Source organism: Corynebacterium lactis RW2-5 (assembly GCF_001274895.1).
GTDB classification, from domain to species: Bacteria; Actinomycetota; Actinomycetes; order Mycobacteriales; family Mycobacteriaceae; genus Corynebacterium; species Corynebacterium lactis.
Map to the genome: position 1 here is coordinate 106,425 of NZ_CP006841.1, position 19,052 is coordinate 125,476.

A 19,052-nucleotide genomic window follows, 5' to 3' on the forward strand; every position below is an offset into this window, starting at 1 on the left:
TCCTACAAAAAGCTGGCAAAAACTTTCCGGGCGGGCCAAAACCTTGCCGGACGCACCCCTCAGAGCGTCAGCTCCTACCCAGCCCAGCCTGTACCGCGTCCAGCTCCGCCCGCACGGCCTCGATGAACTGGGCGGTCGTGGCATCTCCGCCCAGGTCGGGCGTTGGCTTCTTAGCCGTCGCCGCATATACAGCCGCCCGGAGCCGCCGCGCCGAAGCGACCTCCGCCGGGTGCCCTAGGTGCTCCGCGCATAGCGCCGCCGAGAGCAGGTACGCCGCCGGGTTCGCAATGCCGAGCCCGGCAATATCCGGCGCTGAGCCGTGCACGGGCTCGAACACCGCGAACTCGTCGCCCACATTGGCTCCTGCCGCGAGCCCCAACCCGCCAATCAACCCGGCGCCGATGTCACTGAGAATGTCGCCGATCAAGTTCTCCGCAATGATGACATCGAAGCGCCCCGGGGAAGTCACCATGTGCATCGCCGCGACATCCGCATTGGAAAATTCGAACTTCACCTGCGGAAATTCCTCCGCCACAGCCTCCACCGCACCGCGAATCACCCGCGCCGACTCGCGCAGAACGTTCGGCTTGTCCGCCACCGTCACAGTCAGCACCGTGTCGCGGTCGGGGTTCGCCGCGTACCGCGTAACCGCCAACTCCGCCGCCGCGCGGGCAAGGCGTTGCCAACCAAAGGTCGTCGTCACGCGGAGGGAGACCGCGACTTCCCCTCGCTTGCCGACGGTGCGAGCGACCGTCGAATCCCCCTCGATGTCCGCCCACAGGTGGCGGTGAGGGGTGTCGGCGGGGGCGTCGGTAGGCGGGAGGAGGTAGTCGTGGCTGTAGAGGCCCTCGGTGTTTTCGCGGACGATTGTGAAGTCCGCGGCAGAGGTGGGTGAGGTGACAGGGCGGACATTGGCGAAGAGGTCCTTGCGCTGGCGCAGCTGCAGGATGGGGGAGCGATAGGTCAGGCCGGTGCCGCGCAGGTGGTCGGCGAGTTCGGCCTCGGCCTCGCGGGCGGGTTTCGACGTGATTGCCGCGAGCAGGCCGGCATCGCAGGTTTCGAGGGCACGCCAGGTGGCCTCCGGGACCGGGGCTCCGTGGGAGCACCACTGTGACCAGCCGATATCGGCCTCGACGAATTCCCAGTTGGGGAATGTCTCCGCGATGAGGCCACGGCTGGCGGCGGTGATTTCCGGGCCGATGCCGTCGCCGGGCATCAGCGCGATGCGCCGGTGCTGGCGCCCGGCTGGCGCTGTCGATGGCGACGCTGTGGGGTTCTGCTGGGGCTCCATGAGCCCTACCCTACGTGGAGGCCCGGATTCGCACGCGGGGTTTCGCAGGCCAAGGAATTACAACGCCGAGCTTGCAGCACATGGTGTGCAGCGCCCGTATTACTTAGCGAAGGTGACCGGAACCTCGGCGACGTCCTCGAAGCCCTCGGTGTGGTCGCCGAAGAGCTTCAGCACGCACTCCTGCTCGGAGCAGTTGACCTTCTCGCCGGTGGCGCCAGCGGCGAGGTCGAACTTGGCGGTGCCGTCAGTCTCGATCGGAGTGACGCCACCCGGCTTGTTGGTGATCCACTGCTGGGAGCGTGCGCCCTCGGTGCGGTCACCGGTGCAGTCTGGAACCGGGTTGCCCGGGGTCTTCTCGGCGGCGCAGATGCCCGCGTAGTAGCCGGACTCCGGATCCAGCCCGGAAACGGTGACGGTGATGGTGTCGCCGTCCTTGAGGTCGCTAACCGGGTCGGCGTCGATGGTGACCTTGCCGTCTTCGGCGTCCTTGTCCTTAGCGTCCTTATCCTCTGCGCCGGCAGCCTCGGCGACCTTGGAGGAGGCGGAGGAGGTCATCTCTGCGGCGCTCTGCTGGGCTTCCTGCGCATTGTCGGAGCCGCAGGCCGCGAGCAGCGGGAGCGCAGCAATGGCCGGAACGGCGACGATGCCGGCGCGGCGCATGAGACGGGAAGAACCGGAAGAGTGAGAAGTAGTCATGGAAACCATTCTGCCTTTCATTTGAGTAGTGCAGGTGCTATTTCGCGAAGGATACGGGCAAGTCGACCACGTCTTCAAAACCCTCGGAGTGGTCGCCGAAGAGCTTTAGCACGCATTCTTGCTTTGTGCAGTCCACGCTATCGCTGGTCGGAACTGCGTTGATTGAGAACTTCGCCGAGCCGTTTTCCCCCATGGGAACAGTGCCGCCGGACTTTTTGGTTATCCACTGCTGGGTGTTCGTGGTCGTGCGGTCGCCGGTGCAGTCGGGGACGGTGGCTTCGCCGGATTCAGCGGCGGCGCAGATGGCCGCGTAGTAGCCGAGGCCAGCGTTGAGGCCAGTGATGGAGACATTAATAGTGTCGCCCTCGGAGAGGTTCTCCACTGGCTCTGCCGTGACCTCGATTTTGCCGGTGTCCAGCGCGTTTTCGTCCCCGGTCGCGCTATCTGCGCCTGCTGCATTGCCTTCCCGGGTCTTGGAGCCCGTGCTTGAGGTGGCGGAGCTGGAATCGCTGGTTTCGCCGGCGGTGCTCTCATTTCCATTGCTGCAGGCGGTTAGAGTGCCCAGAGCAGTAAGGGCGATGACGGCCGGGACGGTCACAATTCGCCCGAGGCTGCCGATTCGCCTGAAGCGTTCCTGGTAAGAGGTGTTTGTCATGTGGGGGAGATTCCTTTCGCGAAGTACGCGTTAATCCCTGATTTAGCTTATGCTAACTTTGTACTTATGTGTAGCCTAAGAAGCAACAGGGTAGGCTAACTTAGGGCAATTTGGTAGGTTCTCTATACCAGTCCTTTTAGTGCGCATTTGTGCACGTCAACGCTTGTTGAACCCGATTTTGTAAAGAAGGAGACACATGCAGCACCGCCGCGGTCGCGCAGTCCTCTCGCTCGCAACCATCACCATTGCCGGACTTGCGGCATGCTCGCCAGCCGGGAATGGGGAAGCGTCGTCAAGCGAGAAAGGCGGTTCCGCGGGCAGCTCGGTGACTACCGTCGAGCGCGCGCCGCAGGTCGATGCCGCAGGACACGTCAGCGCGGACCTGCCCTCGGCTGACCCGGAGGTTCTGCTGGAAGCCCCCAAGCCGGCGCCGGATAAGGACTACCAGCGCATCCTGACCCTCGACCGTGCGGGCGCGCTCAGCCGCGTCGTGTACAGCCTCGGACTGGGAGACCGCCTGGTGGGCCGCGATATGGCCTCTGACTTCCCGGCCGTCGCCGATCTGCCGAACCTCACCCCGGGCGGCCACTCCATCAACGCCGAAGCCGTCATGAAGCTCAAGCCCGAGGTGGTCATCACCGACGGCACCATCGGCCCGAGCCGTGTCTTCGACACGCTGGAGAAGTCCGGTGTGAAGGTGATCCGCGTTGACTCCGAGCGCACCCCCGAAACCATCGATTCGCTTATCGACGATGTCACCGACGCCCTCGGCCTCAGCGAGCAGTCGGGGCAGGTCAAAGAACGCGTCGACGCTGACCTTGCTGAGGCGACCAAGTACGCGCAGGCCAAGGCCGACGGCCGCAAGATGATGGTGCTCTACGTCCGCGGCACCGGCGTCGCGATGATTGCCGGTCCGGAGTCCGGTGGGCGCTCGCTGATCACCCGCCTGGGCGGCGTCGATGCGGGTGAGGGCGTTGGAATCAACGGCTCCTTTACCCCGATTACCCCGGAGGCTCTCATCGCGGCGGCCCCGGAAACCATCATCGTTATGAAGGGAGGGCTCGAGTCCGTCGGTGGAGTCGACGGCCTCCTGGAGATCCCGGGCGTGGCGCAGACCCCGGCCGGGCAGAATAAGTCCATCCTCGACGTTCCGGACTCCCAGCTGCTGTCCTTCGGCAGCCAGACCCCGAAGGTCCTGCGCGCAATGGCCGACGCCCTATACGGAAAGAAGTAGCGGCAGTGCAGGAGACGACGAAGACGCGCGTGACCCAGGCTGGGGTCTTCCTTGGCCTGGGCGTTGCCCTGCTGCTCGCGATCGGCTGGTCGGCCTCGATTGGCCAGTTCGGCGCGACCATCGGGCAGTCGCTGCGCACCGCCGTCACCCTGTTGTTCACGGGTGGGCCCGGCGAAAACCCGAATCCAATTGAGACCGTGCTGTGGCAGGTACGCCTGCCGCGCCTGGCGCTGGCGGCCCTGGTCGGCTCGGGTCTGGCCCTGTCCGGCGTTGCCCTGCAGGCTGTGTTCGGCAACCCACTTGCCGAGCCCGGCCTCATCGGTGTTTCCTCCGGCGCTGCCGTAGGTGCTGCGGCCGCCACGGTGATGGGCACCGCGGCAGTATTCGGAGGCACCGGGGCTGGTGCCGCCGCATGGTTCAGCGGAGCCGCCGGAAGCTGGGCCGTCGCCATCGCGGCGTTTCTCGGCGGAGCGCTGGCCACGGCCGTCGTCGCTGCTAACGCCCACGGCGGGCGCGACATCGCCCGTATCATCCTCGTCGGTGTGGCCGTCAACTCTATCTGCGGTGGCATCGTGTCCTTCCTGACATATGTGGCCTCCACCTCTGCTCGCGATCGCATCGTGTTCTGGCAGATGGGCTCCTTCGCCAGCGCCGACTGGACCCAGGTCCTCATCATCGCGATTGTGACCGTGCCTGCCGTGGCCGCGATGTGGTTGATTTCCCGTCAGCTGGACATCTTGAGCCTCGGTGAGACCCAGGCCCGCCACCTCGGCGTCAACGTCGTCGCGCTGCGTCGTATCATCATCGGCGTGACCGCCCTGGTCGTAGCGGCGGGTGTGGCCTTCTCGGGAATCATCGTGTTCATCGGCCTCGTCGTCCCGCACGCAGCACGCCTCCTGCTCGGGCCCGGCCACCGCACGCTCATCCCGGCGTGCATCCTCGGCGGGGCTCTGGCTACCACGCTCGCGGACCTCGCCGCCCGCACGCTCATCACCGGCGCAGACCTGCCGCTCGGCATGCTGACCTCCATCGTCGGCGGTCCGCTGTTCTTCTGGTTGCTGCTGCGCTCAAAGAGGGCGGTGCACTAAACCCATGGTTCAGGAATCAGTCATGACTAAAGAAAAAGTCCGCTCCACCGCGGCAGTCCACGCCGACGCGCCCGATGCATCCTGCACTTCCGGCGCTGCTCTGCGCGCCCAGGGCCTCGGAATCCGGCTCGGTGGCGTCGACATCCTCCGCGGCATCGACATGCTCGCCGAGCCCGGCCAAGTCACCGCGCTCGTCGGCCCCAACGGTGCCGGAAAGTCCACGCTGCTGGCGGCGCTGTCGGGCGACCACAAGCCGTCGGCAGGCGAGGCCACGATCGGGCAGCACAACGTCGCAGACCTCAGCATCGCCGACCTTGCGCGGCACCGTGCCGTCCTGACCCAGCAGCAGCAACTCACCGTGCCCTTCACAGCCCGCGAGGTCATCGACTTCGGCCGCAGCCCCTGGGGCACCGCCGACAAGGCCCTCCTCGACGAGGTCATCGACGAGTGCGACGTCGCGCACCTTCTCGACCGCGTTGTGCCCACGCTCTCCGGCGGCGAGCGCGCCCGCGTCCACTGTGCCCGCGTCTTCTACCAGGACACCCCCGTAGTGCTTCTCGACGAACCGACCGCGGCCCTGGACCTCCACCATGCCGAGAAAATCATGGGCATGATGCGAGCCAGAGCGGCTGCGGGGAAGACGGTCGTCGTCGTTTTGCACGACCTGACTGCGGCGGCTGCCTACGCAGACCATGTGGTCGTGGTGGCTCGTGGGGGCGTCGTTAAGCAGGGCCCTCCCGCTCAGACCCTCGATGCGGAAACCGTCAGCCAAGTCTATGGAATCGGCGTAGAGGTCCTTACCGACTCCGCCGGTAACCCCGTGCTGGTGCCCAAGCGCGAATAAACGCTAAGCGTCAAAAACCAAATCAAAACAGAGAAGACTTAGTAGTAATCGACCAGATAAACCCCCTTTTTTTGATACAAAAGGAGCTAAAAATGACCCAGGAAAACATCAATGGAGCTACCGCTACTGCCGAGCCACGCCCTCTGGCTGCGCGCTTGAAGGAGGAAACTGCCGGGGCACACAGTGAGGCTGAAAACTCCGATTTCATGTCTCGACTTCTCGGCGGTGAGCTGGACAAGCAGGCCGCTATTGATCTGACCAGTCAGCTCTACTTCGTCTACGAGGCGCTTGAGCCCGCCCTGCGCGCAACTAGCGAATCCGCTCAGGTGGAGGCCGTGTACGATGCTCGCCTGGAGCGTCTTGATGCTCTCGCCTCTGACCTCGAATACATGATTGGTACCGACTGGCGGGAGTCCATCGAGCCGGTCGAGGCGACGAAGAACTACGCCGAGCGCCTGCGCTCCATCGAGGATTCCGGCGACGCTAACGCGGCGCTAGCGCACCACTATGTGCGCTATCTCGGCGATCTGTCCGGCGGGCAGGTTATCGCGAAGATGCTGGGCAAGCACTACGGCATTGGCGCGGAGGGCACCAACTTCTACAGTTTCGCTGAGATCGGCAAGATCAAGCCCTACCGCGACGCCTACCGCGCCCGCGTCTCCGACCTGGACGTTTCTCCGGAGGACAAGGATGCCATCGTCGAGGAGGCAAAGGTCGCGTTCCGACTCAACCGGGAGATTTTCGCGGAGCTGGGGTAGCGGCGCGGCTAGCGCGTCGCTATTTTACATCCCGAGGATGTCCTTCAACTCGGCCTTGATCTGGTTCAGGCGCTCGGTCGCCGCAGCGTGCGGAACCTCGCCAGCGCCGTTACCGTCGCCCTCGACCGGCAGCACAACTTCGAGGTAGCACTTAAGTTTTGGCTCCGTTCCAGAAGGGCGGGCGATAACGCGGTCATTGGCCTCAGTGAGAATTAGGATTCCGTCGGTAGGCGGAATGCGGTAGCTCTGGCCCTTCGGGTTGACCATGTCCAGGCCCTCATTCATGTCCTTGACCTCCGTGACCTTGGCGCCGGCCAACTCGGCAGGCGGGTTGGCGCGCAGGGTGGCCATGCCCTTGGTGATTAGGGAGCGGTCCTCCACACGGAAGGTCAGTGGCGTGGTCTGGTAGAGGCCGTGGGTGCGGGCGACATCGTCCAGTAGGTCCTGGATTCCGCGGCCCTGACCCTTCAGACGAGCCACCGCATCGGCGACGCGCACCGCAGCGGACACACCGTCCTTATCGCGGACAACCACGGGGTCGGAGCAGTAGCCGATGGCTTCCTCGTAGCCGAAGATGAGGCCGTCGACGCCTCCAATCCACTTGAAGCCGGTCAGCGTGGCACGGTAGTTCAGGCCGTGACCTGCGGCAATCTGGCCGAGCAGACGCGAGGACACGATAGAGTTGGACATCGTCGCGTCGAAGGTCTGGCTCTCATCGTTGGTGATGGTGGTGATTCCGCGATCTTGCGCATCCGCGCCGATAACCTCGCCCAGGAAAGCGCCGATGTCATCGCCGGAGAGCTGACGCCAGCCACCGTCAACACCCGCATCCGGGATCGCCACGGAGCAGCGGTCCGCATCCGGGTCGGCTGCGATAATTACGTCCGCCCCCTCGGCGCGAGCCAGTTCAAAGGCCAAATCCAGCGCGCCTGCCTCCTCCGGGTTCGGGAAGGATACGGTCGGGAAGTCCGGGTCCGGCTGGAACTGCTCCGCCACCACGTGCACATCATCGAAACCGGCAGCGTTCAGTGTGCGCAGAATCGTCTCGCCGCCGACGCCGTGCATCGGGGTAATCACGATCTTCGCCGCCTTCTTCTCTTCGCTTGACGACGTCGTCGCCAACGACGATGCGCGCTCGACATAGGCGTCGAGAAGCTCCGGACCAACCTGCTTCACGGACTCGAAATCGCGCGGCACCTCGTCGGCGGGCGGTGCGGCTGCGATGGCGGCGGCAATCTGCTTGTCGTGCGGTGCGATGATCTGGACGCCGCGGCGGGAATCCTCCGAGACAGCGCGGCCTCCCAGGTAGACCTTGTAGCCGTTATCCTTCGGTGGATTGTGGCTGGCAGTGACCATAATTCCGGCATCTGCATCCAGGTGGCGGACGGCGAAAGAGGTCACCGGGGTCGGCAACTGTGCAGGCAGTGCCAGGGCGGTGCCACCTGCGGCGGCCACGACAGCCGCGGCATCGCGGTGGAAGTCGGCCGATCCGTGGCGGGCATCACAGCCGATTACGACGGTGAAATCGTCGCCGACAATGTCCTTCAGGTGAGCCACCAGGCCAGCGGTCGCGCGGATGACGGTCGCCCGGTTCATACGGGACTGGCCGCCGGCGACGACACCGCGAAGGCCAGCGGTGCCGAATTCCAGTGGGCCGGCGAAACGGCTGCGCAGTTCCTCCGAGGCTGCGACGTCGCCCGCCCTAGCGGCGTCGGCAAGCGAGGTCAGCTCGGCGGCGGTGGCCTCGTCCGGATCGTGCGCAATCCAGTCGGAGATGGTGGTGAGGAGCTCTTCGGAGAGAATGTCGCTCATGGTAGCTCGCCTACTCTAGGCCTGCGAGGATGGCTGCGGAGGCAGAAAGGCCCAGGCGGGAGGCGCCGGCGGCGATCATTTCCTCGGCAGCCTCAGCGGTGCGAATGCCGCCGGAGGCTTTGACCCCAAGGCGGTCGCCGACGGTCTCACGCATCAGCTTTACAGCGTGAGCAGAGGCGCCACCTGCCGGGTGGAAGCCGGTGGAGGTCTTGACGAAGTCAGCGCCAGCAGCCTCGGAGGCCTTGGAAGCAGCGATGATTTCCTCGTCCGTGAGAGCGGCGGACTCGATGATGACCTTCAGGACCTTGCCTGGGATGGCGTCACGGACGGCCTGGATCTCGGCCTGGAGATCGTCGAAGCGGTGCTCCTTAGCGAAGGCGATGTTGATGACCATGTCGACCTCCTCGGCGCCGTCGGCGACGGCGCGAGCAGCCTCGGCGGCCTTGATCTCAGCCTTCACAGCGCCGGATGGGAAGCCGACGACGGTGGCGATGTGCAAGCCCTCCGGGACCTCGACGGGCAGCTGGGAAGGCGAGATGCAGATGGAGTAGGTGCCGAGCTCAGCGGCCTCTGCGATGAGAGCCTTGACATCTTCTGGAGTCGACTCTGGCTTCAGCAGGGTGTGGTCGATCATCTGGGCAACATCGGCGCGGGAAGTCATGGGAATAGGGTCCTTTCAGGGAAAAATGGAAAATCTAGTGAAACCTTGATGCTGGCGGCTGGTGGCCCCGGGCAAGTACCCAGGGCCGAGGAGCTTGGTGGCTAGTCGATACGATCGAGAATCGGCTTGTGCTCGGTTGTCGGGGCTGCATCGGAAATTTCGATGCCCGGGTTGATGGATTCGAGGGCGCGCTCGAACTTCTCCGGGGTCTCGGTGTGCAGGGTTAGCAGTTTCTGGCCCCTCGTGACCTTCTCGCCGATGCCAGCGTGGATCTCGATACCTGCGGTGAGTTGCACCGGGTCCTCCTTGCGGGCGCGGCCTGCACCCAGGCGCCAGGAGCCGACGCCGAGAGCCAGAGCATCCAGCTTGGTGAGGTAGCCATCGCGCTCTGCGACAACCTCGTGGGTGTGCGGCGCCACCGGCAGCGGGGCGTCCGGGTCGCCGCCCTGGGCGCGGACCATGCGCTTCCACACGTCGAGAGCGCGGCCGTCCTTCAGCCGCTCCTCAACATCGGCGTCGTGGATGCCGGACATCTCCAGCATCTTGCGGGCCAGCTCGCAGGTCAGCTCGACGACGTCTGCCGGGCCGTTACCGGAGAGCACATCGACGGTCTCGCGGATCTCCAGCGAGTTACCGATCGTGCGACCAAGCGGGGTGGACATGTCGGTCAGCAGGGCGCAGGTGCGGACACCGGCGTCATTGCCCAGGTCAACCATGGTGCGTGCGAGCTCGCGGGCAGCGTCAACGTCTTTCATGAACGCGCCGGAGCCAACCTTGACGTCCAGGACCAGGGAGTCCGCGCCAGCGGCGATTTTCTTGCTCATGATCGAGCTGGCGATCAGCGGCACACAGTCGACGGTGGAGGTGATGTCGCGCAGCGCGTAAATCTTCTTGTCCGCAGGGGCCAGGCCTGCGCCAGCTGCTGCAATAACGACGCCGACATCCTTCAGGATATCCATCATGCGGTCATTCGGAACATCCACGTTGAAGCCCGGGATTGCCTCCAGCTTGTCCAGGGTGCCGCCGGTGTGGCCGAGGCCGCGGCCGGAGAGCATCGGTACTGCCACGCCGTAGCTGGCGACCAGCGGGCCGAGCGGTAGCGATAGCTTGTCGCCAACACCGCCGGTGGAGTGCTTATCCGTGGTGACCTTACCCAGTGCGGAGAAGTCCATGGTGTCACCGGAATCAATCATTGCGCGGGTCCAGTCCACAATCTCGCGGCGGTTCATGCCGCGGATGAAGATGGACATGTTCAAAGCCGCCATCTGCTCGTCGCCAATTGCGCCGCGGGTGTAGGCGTCGACGACCCAGGCAATCTCTTCGGGGCTGAGCTCACCACCATCACGCTTGGTGCGAATGATGTCCACTACATCGAACTTTTCAGCCATTGCTCTTCGCTCCTTCAGTGAGTCACGGCGGGGTCCGGGCCCGTGAGTCGGGCTTCCTGCTTTGACCCCTTGATTAGGTCTTGTAAACCCTGATGACTCCGATTATCATGACTACTAGAACAAATGTCAATGGCAAGTTTTCCATTTGTACTCACATAAGTATTTTTGAAGATCCTACCCAGAGGGGAGATGGCAATGTCCCAGATCTCGGACGAAGAACTGCTGGCCATGGCCTTCGACATCACCAAAAACTCCTACGCCCCGTACTCCGGATTCCCCGTCGGAGCTGCACTTTTGCTTGACGACGGCACAGTCGTTACCGGCTGCAACGTCGAAAATGCCTCCTATGGCTTGACCATGTGCGCCGAGCGCAACGCCGTGTTCCGCATGGTTGCCGAGTACGGTCCAAACCACAAGATTGAGGCCTGCGCTATCGCGGGCCGTAAAGCCGCGCCCTGCCACCCCTGCGGTGCCTGCCGTCAGGTTCTCCACGAATTCGGGTGTAAGCGCGTCATCGTCGAATCGGAGCGCCCCGACTCCTCCGGTACTGAGGACAACGTCACTCTCGGTGCCCCCGAGAGCATTGACTTTGAAAAGATCCTTCCCTACGCCTTCGGTCCCGAAGACCTGTAAAGAAAGAGAACCCAAGCCATGGAAAGACTACAAGGCTTAATAGGCATCGTCCTGATCATTGGCTTTGCCATTGCCATCTCGAAGCACAAGAAATCCATTAACTGGCGCACCCTAGGTGTAGGCCTGCTCCTGCAGGCAGTGTTCGCGCTCGTCGTGCTGAAGTGGCAGCCCGGCTTTGAAGCGCTCAAGTCCGTTGCGGGCGCAATCGAGAAGATGATTGAGTTCACCAACGAGGGCACGTCATTCGTGTTCGGCGGCCTCTTCGACGGCACCGGTAAGAACTTCGTGTTCGTCCTCAATGTGTTGCCCGTCATCATTTTCCTTGGCGCAGTGCTAGGTGCCCTCTACTACCTGCGCGTCGTCCAGTACTTCGTCGAGTATGTCGGTACTGCCCTGAAGTTCATCATGGGTACCTCAAAGGTCGAGTCAGTCTTTGCCTCCACGGTTATCTTCCTCGGTCAGTCAGAGGCCCCGCTCGTCGTTAAGCCCTACATCCCGAAGCTGACCAAGTCGGAGCTCTTCGCATGCATGTCCGGCGGTTTTGCGTCGGTCGCGGGTTCAACCCTGATTGGTTACTCCCTGCTCGGTGCTCCGCTCGAGTACCTGCTGGCCGCGTCCGTGATGAACGCACCGGGCTCCCTGCTGATTGCTAAGACCTTCTGGCCGGAGACCGAGGAGTCGAACCTCGACGCATCTGTGAAGGATGTTCGTGACACTGAGTCGAAGAACGTCATCGATGCTCTTGGCTCCGGTGCCATGGCCGGTGGACGTATTGCCGTGGTTGTGGCCTGCCTGCTGATCGCCTTCATTGCCGTGATTGCCATGCTGTCTGCGATGCTCGGCGGAATCGGTGGTTGGTTCGGGCAGGACAATTGGTCGCTGGAGGGCCTGTTCGGCCTGATCTTCGCCCCGATTGCCTGGCTGATTGGTGTGCCGTGGGAGAACGCGGGCCTAATCGGTAGCTTCATCGGTGAAAAGACGATTCTGAACGAGTTCGTCGGCTACACCTCCTTCTCCGAGCATGTTGCGAACCTAGATCCGAAGTCCGTCATGCTGGCAACCTTCGCCTTGGCTGGTTTCGCGAACCTGTCCTCCATTGCAATTCAGATTGGTTCCTTCGGCGCGCTGTCGCCGGAGCGCCGCGGCGAGATCGCGAAGAACGGACCGCTGGCGCTTATTGCCGGTCTGTGCACCAACCTGCTTAACGCTGCGATAGTTGGTGTGATTGCGCTGTAGGTGCTGTCAGTCCCTGGTGTAGCTGGTTGCTGCCGGTTGCTGGCTGGTAGCTGCGGTAGCCGGTTGCTTTGCCGCTGCAGTTGCTAGCACTGGTTCCACAAGAATTGCCCGAGGTTATCCTCGGGCTTTTCGCGTTTTCGCAGCAGGTATGCGTGAGTGAAGCGGCTCGGGGCGGAAAGAATAGAAGATAGGGAGTGCATGGGGAGCTACGAGTAGCAATGCCATTTTTAGTGATTTTCGGGGTGTAAATGGCGTCCATTCTCAAGTTTGTGACACTTTTTCGCTTTTTTGCGGGAACTGACCTGGGCTTTTGTAAAATGAGCTGTCACAAATTTGAGAATAAGCGGCAGTTTGGGACCGAAATCCCCTTCAAACGGCATTCGCAGACAGGTTTCGGCATTGCCGGTCATCTTCCGATGTCTGCCAACAGGTCCGGCCCACTATTTCGTGCCGAGCAACCCGAAATGCCGCAGCACCAATCAGCGACTACTCGTCAGCACTCTTGCCCTCGGCACCCTCGCCCTCAGCCAACGACGCCTCCCGAATCCGGTGTGCCTGTTCCCGCAGGTTGCGATGTGTCTTGCCCTCGGCTGCGGCGGCGGTCGCATCGCGGGGTGGCAACTGGATAAATTCCTCTGCGGCTAGCCCTGCTTTCAGCTGTCGCACCCGCTCAATTTCAGCGTCGAGTTTGAATCCGAACAGGATCATGACGTTGACGGTCCACAGTGCCGTCATCACGGCAATGACGGCACCCATAGCTCCGTATGGATTCGCCGCAGCAAAATTGAACAGGTACCAGGACAGTCCTTTGACAACCAGCGCTGTCGACACGATAGTCAGGAAGGAGCCAGTGCTCAGCCAGCGGAAACGTCGCTGCTTAACGTTCGGTGTGAAGTAGTACAGCGAGCCCACCAGTGCCATTGACATCACGATTATGAACGGCCAGCGCAGCCATCCCCAGACGGTCAGACCGAAGTTAATTACGTCTCGTGTTGCCGACTCAATTCCCAGCGGCTTCGCAATCGGGTCCACAATCGAATTCACCAGTGGTCCGTTGACAATAATCGCAATGAGCAGCAACACTGTTCCGACCAGTAGAAGGAGCGTAATCGCGACCATGAACACGTGGTAGCGAATCAGGGTGCGCCCCTCCGAGATCCCATACACCGCGTTGGCCGTCCGTGAAAACGCGCGCGTATAGGCCGAAGACGAAATCAGCGCGAAGCCAATACCGATAATCAACGCGACCATACCGCCGGTCGAGGAGCCAATAATCGTGTCGATGACATCGCGCACGGAGCCCGCATATTCGGTGGGAATGTATTTTTCGACGAAGTCATTCGTCAGCGCCTGCAGGTCCTCTGTATACCCGGCCAGCACCAGCGTCGCAATGGAATAGATCGCCAGCAGCGCGGGAGCGCAGGTCAAAACGGTGTAGTACGTCAGCATGGACGCCGCGTCGAAGCCTAGCTCCAGCCAGAATTCGATGCTTGCTCGCTTCAGGGCGTAGCCCAGCCCGCGCCATCCGACCCAGGGCAGGCGCCTGGAATTGTAGGCGTATTCGGCGTCGGCGGATTCATCGACGTTGAGCGTGTGTCCGATCTGTTGTGCTGGCACGGCACTTCCTCTCCGCCTGGCGATTTTCCGACCCTCATATTAGCCGCTGCAATACTACTGGTCGTGTTGCGCTTGCCGACGCCGCCCTACGCCGCATTTATCGCCGAAGCCCCGCGAGCGTCAGTTCTCGCGGGGCTAATACCAGGCACGCACCCGGGGTACCTACCAGGTTGGATTAGGGCTTGCGTGCGCGCATACCCGCGGCCCAGGTGAGGTAGCCGCCGGTGAGATTGGCGGCCTTGATGCCGTAACCAGCCAGGATTGCTGCGGCGATGTGGCCGCGCAGGCCGACCTGGCAGTGGACGATGACGTCCTTGCCCTCGAGTTGCTGCCTGCCACCGTCGTTAAGCCAGTCGCGCAGCTCGTCGACGTCGACATTGATGGAGCCCGGGATGTCGCCGCGAGCGTATTCGCCAGCGGAGCGGACATCGATCAATACGGTGTTGTCGCGGGCGACCAAATCCTCCAGCTGATGCCACTGGACCAATTCCTCTCCGTTTAGAGCGTTGTCATCGACGAATCCGAGGAAGTTGATCGGGTCCTTCGCGGAGCCGAACTGCGGGGCGTATGCCAGCTCCAGGTCGGCGAGGTCGGAGCCTTTCAGACCTGCGCGCATAGCGGTCGCGATGACGTCGATGCGCTTATCCACACCGTTTTCGCCAACGGCCTGGGCGCCGAGGATGGCGTCGGTCTTGGCGTCGACGACCAGCTTCAGGTGTAGCTGAGTGGCGCCGGGGTAGTAACCGGCGTGGTTGACCGGGTGGACGTGGATGACGCGGATGTTCTTTCCGGCGGCGCGGGCGCGGCGCTCATTCCATCCCACGGAGCCCGCCGCCAGACCCAGCACGCCGACGATGGCGGTGCCGAGGGTCAGCTGCGCCTGGCAGTCGCGGCCGGTGATGATGTCTGCGACCATGCGGCCGTGGCGGTTCGCGGTCTGAGCCAGCGGGACCAGGGAGTCCTCGCCGGAGACGGCATCGACCTTCTCCGCGGCGTCGCCGAGGGCGAAGATCGCCGGGTTGGAGGTGCGCTGGGCGCGGTCGACCTTGATACCGCCGCGCTCGCCGACGGCCAGGCCCGCCGCCTTGGCCAGCTCGGACGCCGGGCGCACGCCGATGGCCGCCACCACAATGTCGGCATCGACGGTGACCGAGGAACCGTCGTCAAGCACGACCTCGAGGGAGGAGTCGGAGATCTTCTTGGTGTCGGCGCGGGTGAGAACCTTCACGCCGGCGGCCTCGAGGCGGTCCTGGACCAGGACGGCCATTTCCTCATCAAGCGGAGCGAGAATCTGCGGGGAGCGCTCCACGATGGTGGTGGCGATGCCCATCTTGTGCAGGTTCTCGGCGAGTTCCAGGCCGATGAAGCCACCGCCGATGATGGCAGCGGAGGCCACGCCGTCGGCGCGGACGGCCTCAGAGATAACGTCCACGTCCTCGACGGTGCGCAGAGTCAGTGCGCGCTCAATGCCAGGGATTGGCGGCAGGAACGGAGTCGCGCCGGGGGAGAGGACTAGGAAGTCGTAGTCTCGGGTGCGTTCTTCACCGGTGACCTCGTTACGGACGGTGACGTTCTTCGCGGCCGGGTCGATGGCGGTGACGCGGTGGGAGACGAAGACGTCCAGGTTCAGGCGGGCTTTCAGCGACGCAGGGGTCTGCAGTAGCAGGGCGTCGCGGGACTCGATGGTGCGGCTGACGTAGTAAGGCAGACCGCAGTTGGCGAAGGAGACGTTCTCGCTGGCTTCGAAGACGATGATCTCCATGTCTTCGTCGCGGCGACGCAGGCGAGCTGCGGTGGACATGCCTCCGGCGACGCCGCCGATGATGACAGTGGTGGTCATGGTGATGGGCTCCTAGAAGGATCGACTGAAGTTACTGTCTTGATACACCCACCAACATATACCCCTGGGGGTTTATTCCGGAAGGGGTAAGAATCTTTCCCAGCCCCAGTTATTCCACTCCCAGTCCCAGCAGGCGGCCCGCCGTGGAATCATCGATGACCAGGTGAGTTGCCAGCTTGGTCTTGAGCGCCACGTCGATGGCGCGTGCCTTCTTAGCGCCGCCGGCGATCAGCACTCGAGTGGGGATCCTACGCAGATCCGCCAGGCTGATGCCCACGGTGCGGGCATCGACCTCTGGGAGCGCTACGCCGCCGTCGTCCCGGTAGAAGCGGGAGCAGGCGTCGCCCACTGCGCGCGAGGTCAAAAGGTCCTTCTCCTCCTCGGACAGCTGACCCAGGTTCAGCGCCAGCGAATCCTCGTTGACCGCGCCGACCGTGAACACCGCGATGTCCACACCCCGGCCGAGCGCGAGGACGCTGGCGATGAAACGATCCTGCTCGACGATGCGCTTGGTCTCCACTGAGTCGAAAATCACCGGCAGGGGGAGCGTGCGGGCGTAGGCGTGAAAGGCGTGACAGAACGCGCCGATTGTGCGGATGTCGTTAGTTGACTTATCCGAGTGGCTCATTCCGCCCTTGAGCTGCACAATCTCGACGCCGGAGACGTCTTTCTGCTTCAGCTGCGTCGACACTGAATACATGGTCTTGCCCCAGGAGACGCCGACCATGGTGCCGTCAACGACCAGGTCGTCCAATAGTTCGGCGCCCACGCGGCCGAGCTCGCGGAGCAGGACCGAGTCGCCGCTGCGGGCGGGCTGCGCCAGGCGCACCTCACTCAGTCCGTAGGACTCGCGCATTCGCGAGCCAATCTCCGAAGCCTCCTCGCGCGGATCGTGAATCTCGATACTCACGTAGCCCTGCTCGCGGCCCCAGTTGAGCAACTTCGAGACCGTGGGGCGGGAAACCCCGAGCTCATCGGCCACCTTCGACTGTGTAAGCCCCTCGCCGTAGTACAGCTTCACGGCCGTTAGGGCTTGGATGTCGCGGCTGTCCATGCGACCTCCTCTGCCATGTGCGCCAATGGAGGAGCCCGGAAGGGGTGAAGCTGGTCTCCGAAGGCTCCTGCCCGAATCGGGAGTCGGGAAAAGGCGCTCTCAAGCAGTAATTTTACAACCAGTTTCCATAAATAAAAACAGAAACTTTACAAATGTGAGGGTAGTTACCAGATAATCACTCGGTCCTCGGGGGCGCGCCACATCCCGTCTCCCGGCTCGGTGCCAAATGCCGCGTGGAACTCCTCAATATTCGACGCAATCACGTTGCAGCGGAACTCCGCCGGCGAGTGCGGATCGATTGCCAGGTATTGGCGCTGCAGTTCCGGGCGAATCTTCGAGCGCCACACCAGGGCCCACTGCTCGAACATGCCACGGTAGGTCTCCGGGGTATCGGTTAGTCCCAGCTCGCTGCCGCGCTCAGCGAGGAAGCGTCGGAAAGCGACCACAGCGATACCCAGCCCGCCCAGGTCACCGATGTTTTCGCCGAGGGTGAACTCGCCGTTGACTCCGGGCAGGTCCTGGCTTGCCGACGCGCCCTCCGTTGCCTCAACTTCCGCAGCTTCGCGCAGAACCGTCGGCACCAGGCCGGAGTACTGGTCTACCAGGGCGGAGGTGAGCTTCTCGAAGGCGGTGCGGTCCTCATCTGTCCACCATTGGTTGAGGTTGCCGTGGCCGTCATACTGAGAGCCCTGGTCGTCGAAACCGTGGCCAATCTCGTGGCCGATGACCGCGCCAATCGCGCCGAAGTTCTCCGCAGGGGTCGCGTCCGGCGAGAAGAACGGCGGCTTCAAAATCGCGGCTGGGAAGGTGATGTCATTGACTACCGGGTTGTAGAAGGCATTGACGGTCTGCGGGGTCGCGTGCCACTCATCGCGGTCGGCTGGGCGGCCTAGCTTCGCTACCTCGCGGTTGTGCGCGAAAGCGCTGGCGGCGCGGACATCATCCATGAGTGTTTCGCCGAGCTTCATTGCCGAGTAGTCGCGCCAGGTGTCAGGATAGCCAATCTTGGCCTTGAACTGCGACAACTTCTCCAGGGCGCGTTCGCGGGTCGCGTCGGTCATCCACGGCAGAGCGCTAATGCGTTCACGATAGGCCGCCAGGAGGTAGTCGACCAGCTCGAGCATCTGTTCTTTGTACTCGGGCGGGAAGTGCTTTGCCACATACAGCTTGCCGACGTCATGTCCCACGGCGCTTTCCACAAATGCGACGGCGCGCTTCCAGCGGGCGCGCTGTTCCGTGGACCCCTGGAGAATTCGGCCGTAGAAGTTGAAGTTCTCGGCCGAGAAGTCGCTGGAGAGGTATGCCGCGCGCTGGTGCAAGATCAGCCACAGGGCCCACAGGCGCAGGTCCTCTAGTTTCGTGTCCTGCCAGACCTTTCCCAGGTGCTCGAAATAGGAGGGCATCATCGCGATGACGGTGTCAATCTTGTTTTCGTTGATTTCGTTGACGCCTGTGGCGGCGAGCCAGTCCGCGACCGGAAAACCAGCAGGTAGGTCCGCAATGGCGGTCTTGTTGTAGGTTTTCAACGCGTCGCGGGTGGATACAACATCCCAGTGTCCTGCGGCGAGTGACTTCTCTACGGTAAGGACCCGGGCCGCTGCATCGGACGCAGCATCAGTTACCACGCCATCGGCGTCCCCTTCTGCCTGGGGGGCGAGACCGAAAGGCTCTAGCAGGTTTGTCAGTGAGGGGTCGTCGGCAAGTAGGGAGAACATGGCGGCGACGTGATTTTCGTAGGCTGCGAGAGTATCGGCGTGGCCGGGCTCTCGGTAGTAGGCCTCATCGGGCAGGCCAAGTCCGGACTGCAGAAGGTAGAGGGCTGCCTCTTCGGAGGTGGAGTCCTTCTCCACCCAGTATCCGAGCGGGCCGCCAACGCCCAGGCGATCTAGGCGGCCGAGCGCGAGCGCGAGCTCGTGGGCGTCTTTAGCTGAGGTGAGAAGTTCGATGTCGCTGGCTAGTGGGGTTGCGCCGGCGGCATCGATTGCCTTCTCGTCCATGAAGGCGTTGTAGAGACGCGCCACTTTAGAGTCGGGTTCGGACTCTGCAGCGGTAGTAATAAGGTCCCGAACTGCTTCTTCGGAGTCGTCCCGGAGTTTGTGGAAGGCGCCGTCAATTGCGCGGTCAGCCGGGATGACATGCTGATCAATCCATGATCCGTTTATCGCTCGGTAGAGATCGTCCTGGGGGCGGGGAGCCGAGGATGGGCGAGAGGCGGAGAATGAGTCGCTGTGGTTAGTCATGTAGC

Annotated in this window: 17 protein-coding genes; 6 read left to right on the forward strand and 11 right to left on the reverse strand. The window is 62.9% G+C overall.

The window, feature by feature from the left end:
- Positions 1-67 precede the first annotated feature (67 nt).
- The 3 genes from CLAC_RS00400 to CLAC_RS00410 all read right to left on the reverse strand — a co-directional run bounded on the left by CLAC_RS00400 (position 68) and on the right by CLAC_RS00410 (position 2,642).
- Positions 68-1,291 carry an isocitrate/isopropylmalate family dehydrogenase gene (locus CLAC_RS00400; protein ID WP_053411237.1) on the reverse strand — a complete coding sequence of 408 codons (1,224 nt, stop codon included), beginning with the start codon at positions 1,289-1,291 and terminating at the stop codon, positions 68-70.
- 99 nt (positions 1,292-1,390) lie between these two features.
- Positions 1,391-1,987, reverse strand: coding sequence for a neocarzinostatin apoprotein domain-containing protein (locus CLAC_RS00405; RefSeq protein WP_082313446.1), 597 nt, complete (start codon positions 1,985-1,987; stop codon positions 1,391-1,393).
- A 37-nt stretch (positions 1,988-2,024) separates the two neighbouring features.
- Positions 2,025-2,642, reverse strand: coding sequence for a neocarzinostatin apoprotein domain-containing protein (locus CLAC_RS00410; RefSeq protein ID WP_053411238.1), 618 nt, complete (start codon positions 2,640-2,642; stop codon positions 2,025-2,027).
- A 196-nt stretch (positions 2,643-2,838) separates the two neighbouring features.
- Here CLAC_RS00410 and CLAC_RS00415 point away from each other — a divergent pair, with 196 nt between their 5' ends.
- The 4 genes from CLAC_RS00415 (at position 2,839) to CLAC_RS00430 (ending at position 6,566) form a co-directional block, all read left to right on the forward strand.
- Entirely contained in the window at positions 2,839-3,876 is a 1,038-nt protein-coding gene (locus CLAC_RS00415) for a heme/hemin ABC transporter substrate-binding protein (RefSeq protein WP_053411239.1), read from the forward strand.
- Between the two features lie 5 nt (positions 3,877-3,881).
- Entirely contained in the window at positions 3,882-4,964 is a 1,083-nt protein-coding gene (locus tag CLAC_RS00420) for a FecCD family ABC transporter permease (protein ID WP_053411240.1), read from the forward strand.
- 22 nt (positions 4,965-4,986) lie between these two features.
- Positions 4,987-5,808, forward strand: coding sequence for a heme ABC transporter ATP-binding protein (locus CLAC_RS00425; protein ID WP_082313448.1), 822 nt, complete (start codon positions 4,987-4,989; stop codon positions 5,806-5,808).
- 92 nt (positions 5,809-5,900) lie between these two features.
- On the forward strand, positions 5,901-6,566 hold the full coding sequence (locus CLAC_RS00430; RefSeq protein WP_053411241.1) for a biliverdin-producing heme oxygenase: 666 nt from the start codon (positions 5,901-5,903) through the stop codon (positions 6,564-6,566).
- A gap of 24 nt (positions 6,567-6,590) precedes the next feature.
- Here CLAC_RS00430 and CLAC_RS00435 read toward each other — a convergent pair whose 3' ends face one another.
- From CLAC_RS00435 to CLAC_RS00445, 3 genes are all read right to left on the reverse strand, one after another.
- Positions 6,591-8,378 carry a phospho-sugar mutase gene (locus CLAC_RS00435; RefSeq protein WP_245621907.1) on the reverse strand — a complete coding sequence of 596 codons (1,788 nt, stop codon included), beginning with the start codon at positions 8,376-8,378 and terminating at the stop codon, positions 6,591-6,593.
- Between the two features lie 10 nt (positions 8,379-8,388).
- The gene (deoC, locus tag CLAC_RS00440; RefSeq protein ID WP_053411242.1) at positions 8,389-9,039 is read right to left on the reverse strand and encodes a deoxyribose-phosphate aldolase; all 651 of its coding nucleotides are present in this window, start codon (positions 9,037-9,039) and stop codon (positions 8,389-8,391) included.
- A 101-nt stretch (positions 9,040-9,140) separates the two neighbouring features.
- Positions 9,141-10,427, reverse strand: a complete 1,287-nt coding sequence (locus tag CLAC_RS00445; RefSeq protein ID WP_053411243.1) for a thymidine phosphorylase — start codon at positions 10,425-10,427, stop codon at positions 9,141-9,143.
- A 195-nt stretch (positions 10,428-10,622) separates the two neighbouring features.
- On the opposite strand from CLAC_RS00445, the gene CLAC_RS00450 reads away from it, so the two are divergent.
- Both CLAC_RS00450 and CLAC_RS00455 read left to right on the forward strand, forming a co-directional pair.
- Complete coding sequence (locus tag CLAC_RS00450) at positions 10,623-11,060, forward strand: cytidine deaminase (RefSeq protein ID WP_211255361.1); 438 nt, start codon at positions 10,623-10,625, stop codon at positions 11,058-11,060.
- Between the two features lie 18 nt (positions 11,061-11,078).
- The gene (locus tag CLAC_RS00455; RefSeq protein WP_053411245.1) at positions 11,079-12,296 is read left to right on the forward strand and encodes a NupC/NupG family nucleoside CNT transporter; all 1,218 of its coding nucleotides are present in this window, start codon (positions 11,079-11,081) and stop codon (positions 12,294-12,296) included.
- A 227-nt stretch (positions 12,297-12,523) separates the two neighbouring features.
- Here CLAC_RS00455 and CLAC_RS12550 read toward each other — a convergent pair whose 3' ends face one another.
- The 5 genes from CLAC_RS12550 to CLAC_RS00475 all read right to left on the reverse strand — a co-directional run bounded on the left by CLAC_RS12550 (position 12,524) and on the right by CLAC_RS00475 (position 19,047).
- Complete coding sequence (locus CLAC_RS12550; protein ID WP_156324722.1) at positions 12,524-12,706, reverse strand: hypothetical protein; 183 nt, start codon at positions 12,704-12,706, stop codon at positions 12,524-12,526.
- Positions 12,707-12,782: 76 nt separating this feature from the next.
- Entirely contained in the window at positions 12,783-13,913 is a 1,131-nt protein-coding gene (locus tag CLAC_RS00460) for a YihY/virulence factor BrkB family protein (RefSeq protein WP_082312933.1), read from the reverse strand.
- A gap of 175 nt (positions 13,914-14,088) precedes the next feature.
- Positions 14,089-15,753 carry an FAD-dependent oxidoreductase gene (locus CLAC_RS00465; RefSeq protein WP_053411246.1) on the reverse strand — a complete coding sequence of 555 codons (1,665 nt, stop codon included), beginning with the start codon at positions 15,751-15,753 and terminating at the stop codon, positions 14,089-14,091.
- A gap of 109 nt (positions 15,754-15,862) precedes the next feature.
- The gene (locus CLAC_RS00470) at positions 15,863-16,807 is read right to left on the reverse strand and encodes a sugar-binding transcriptional regulator (protein ID WP_053411247.1); all 945 of its coding nucleotides are present in this window, start codon (positions 16,805-16,807) and stop codon (positions 15,863-15,865) included.
- A gap of 164 nt (positions 16,808-16,971) precedes the next feature.
- Positions 16,972-19,047, reverse strand: coding sequence for a M13 family metallopeptidase (locus CLAC_RS00475; protein WP_082312935.1), 2,076 nt, complete (start codon positions 19,045-19,047; stop codon positions 16,972-16,974).
- Positions 19,048-19,052 lie beyond the last annotated feature (5 nt).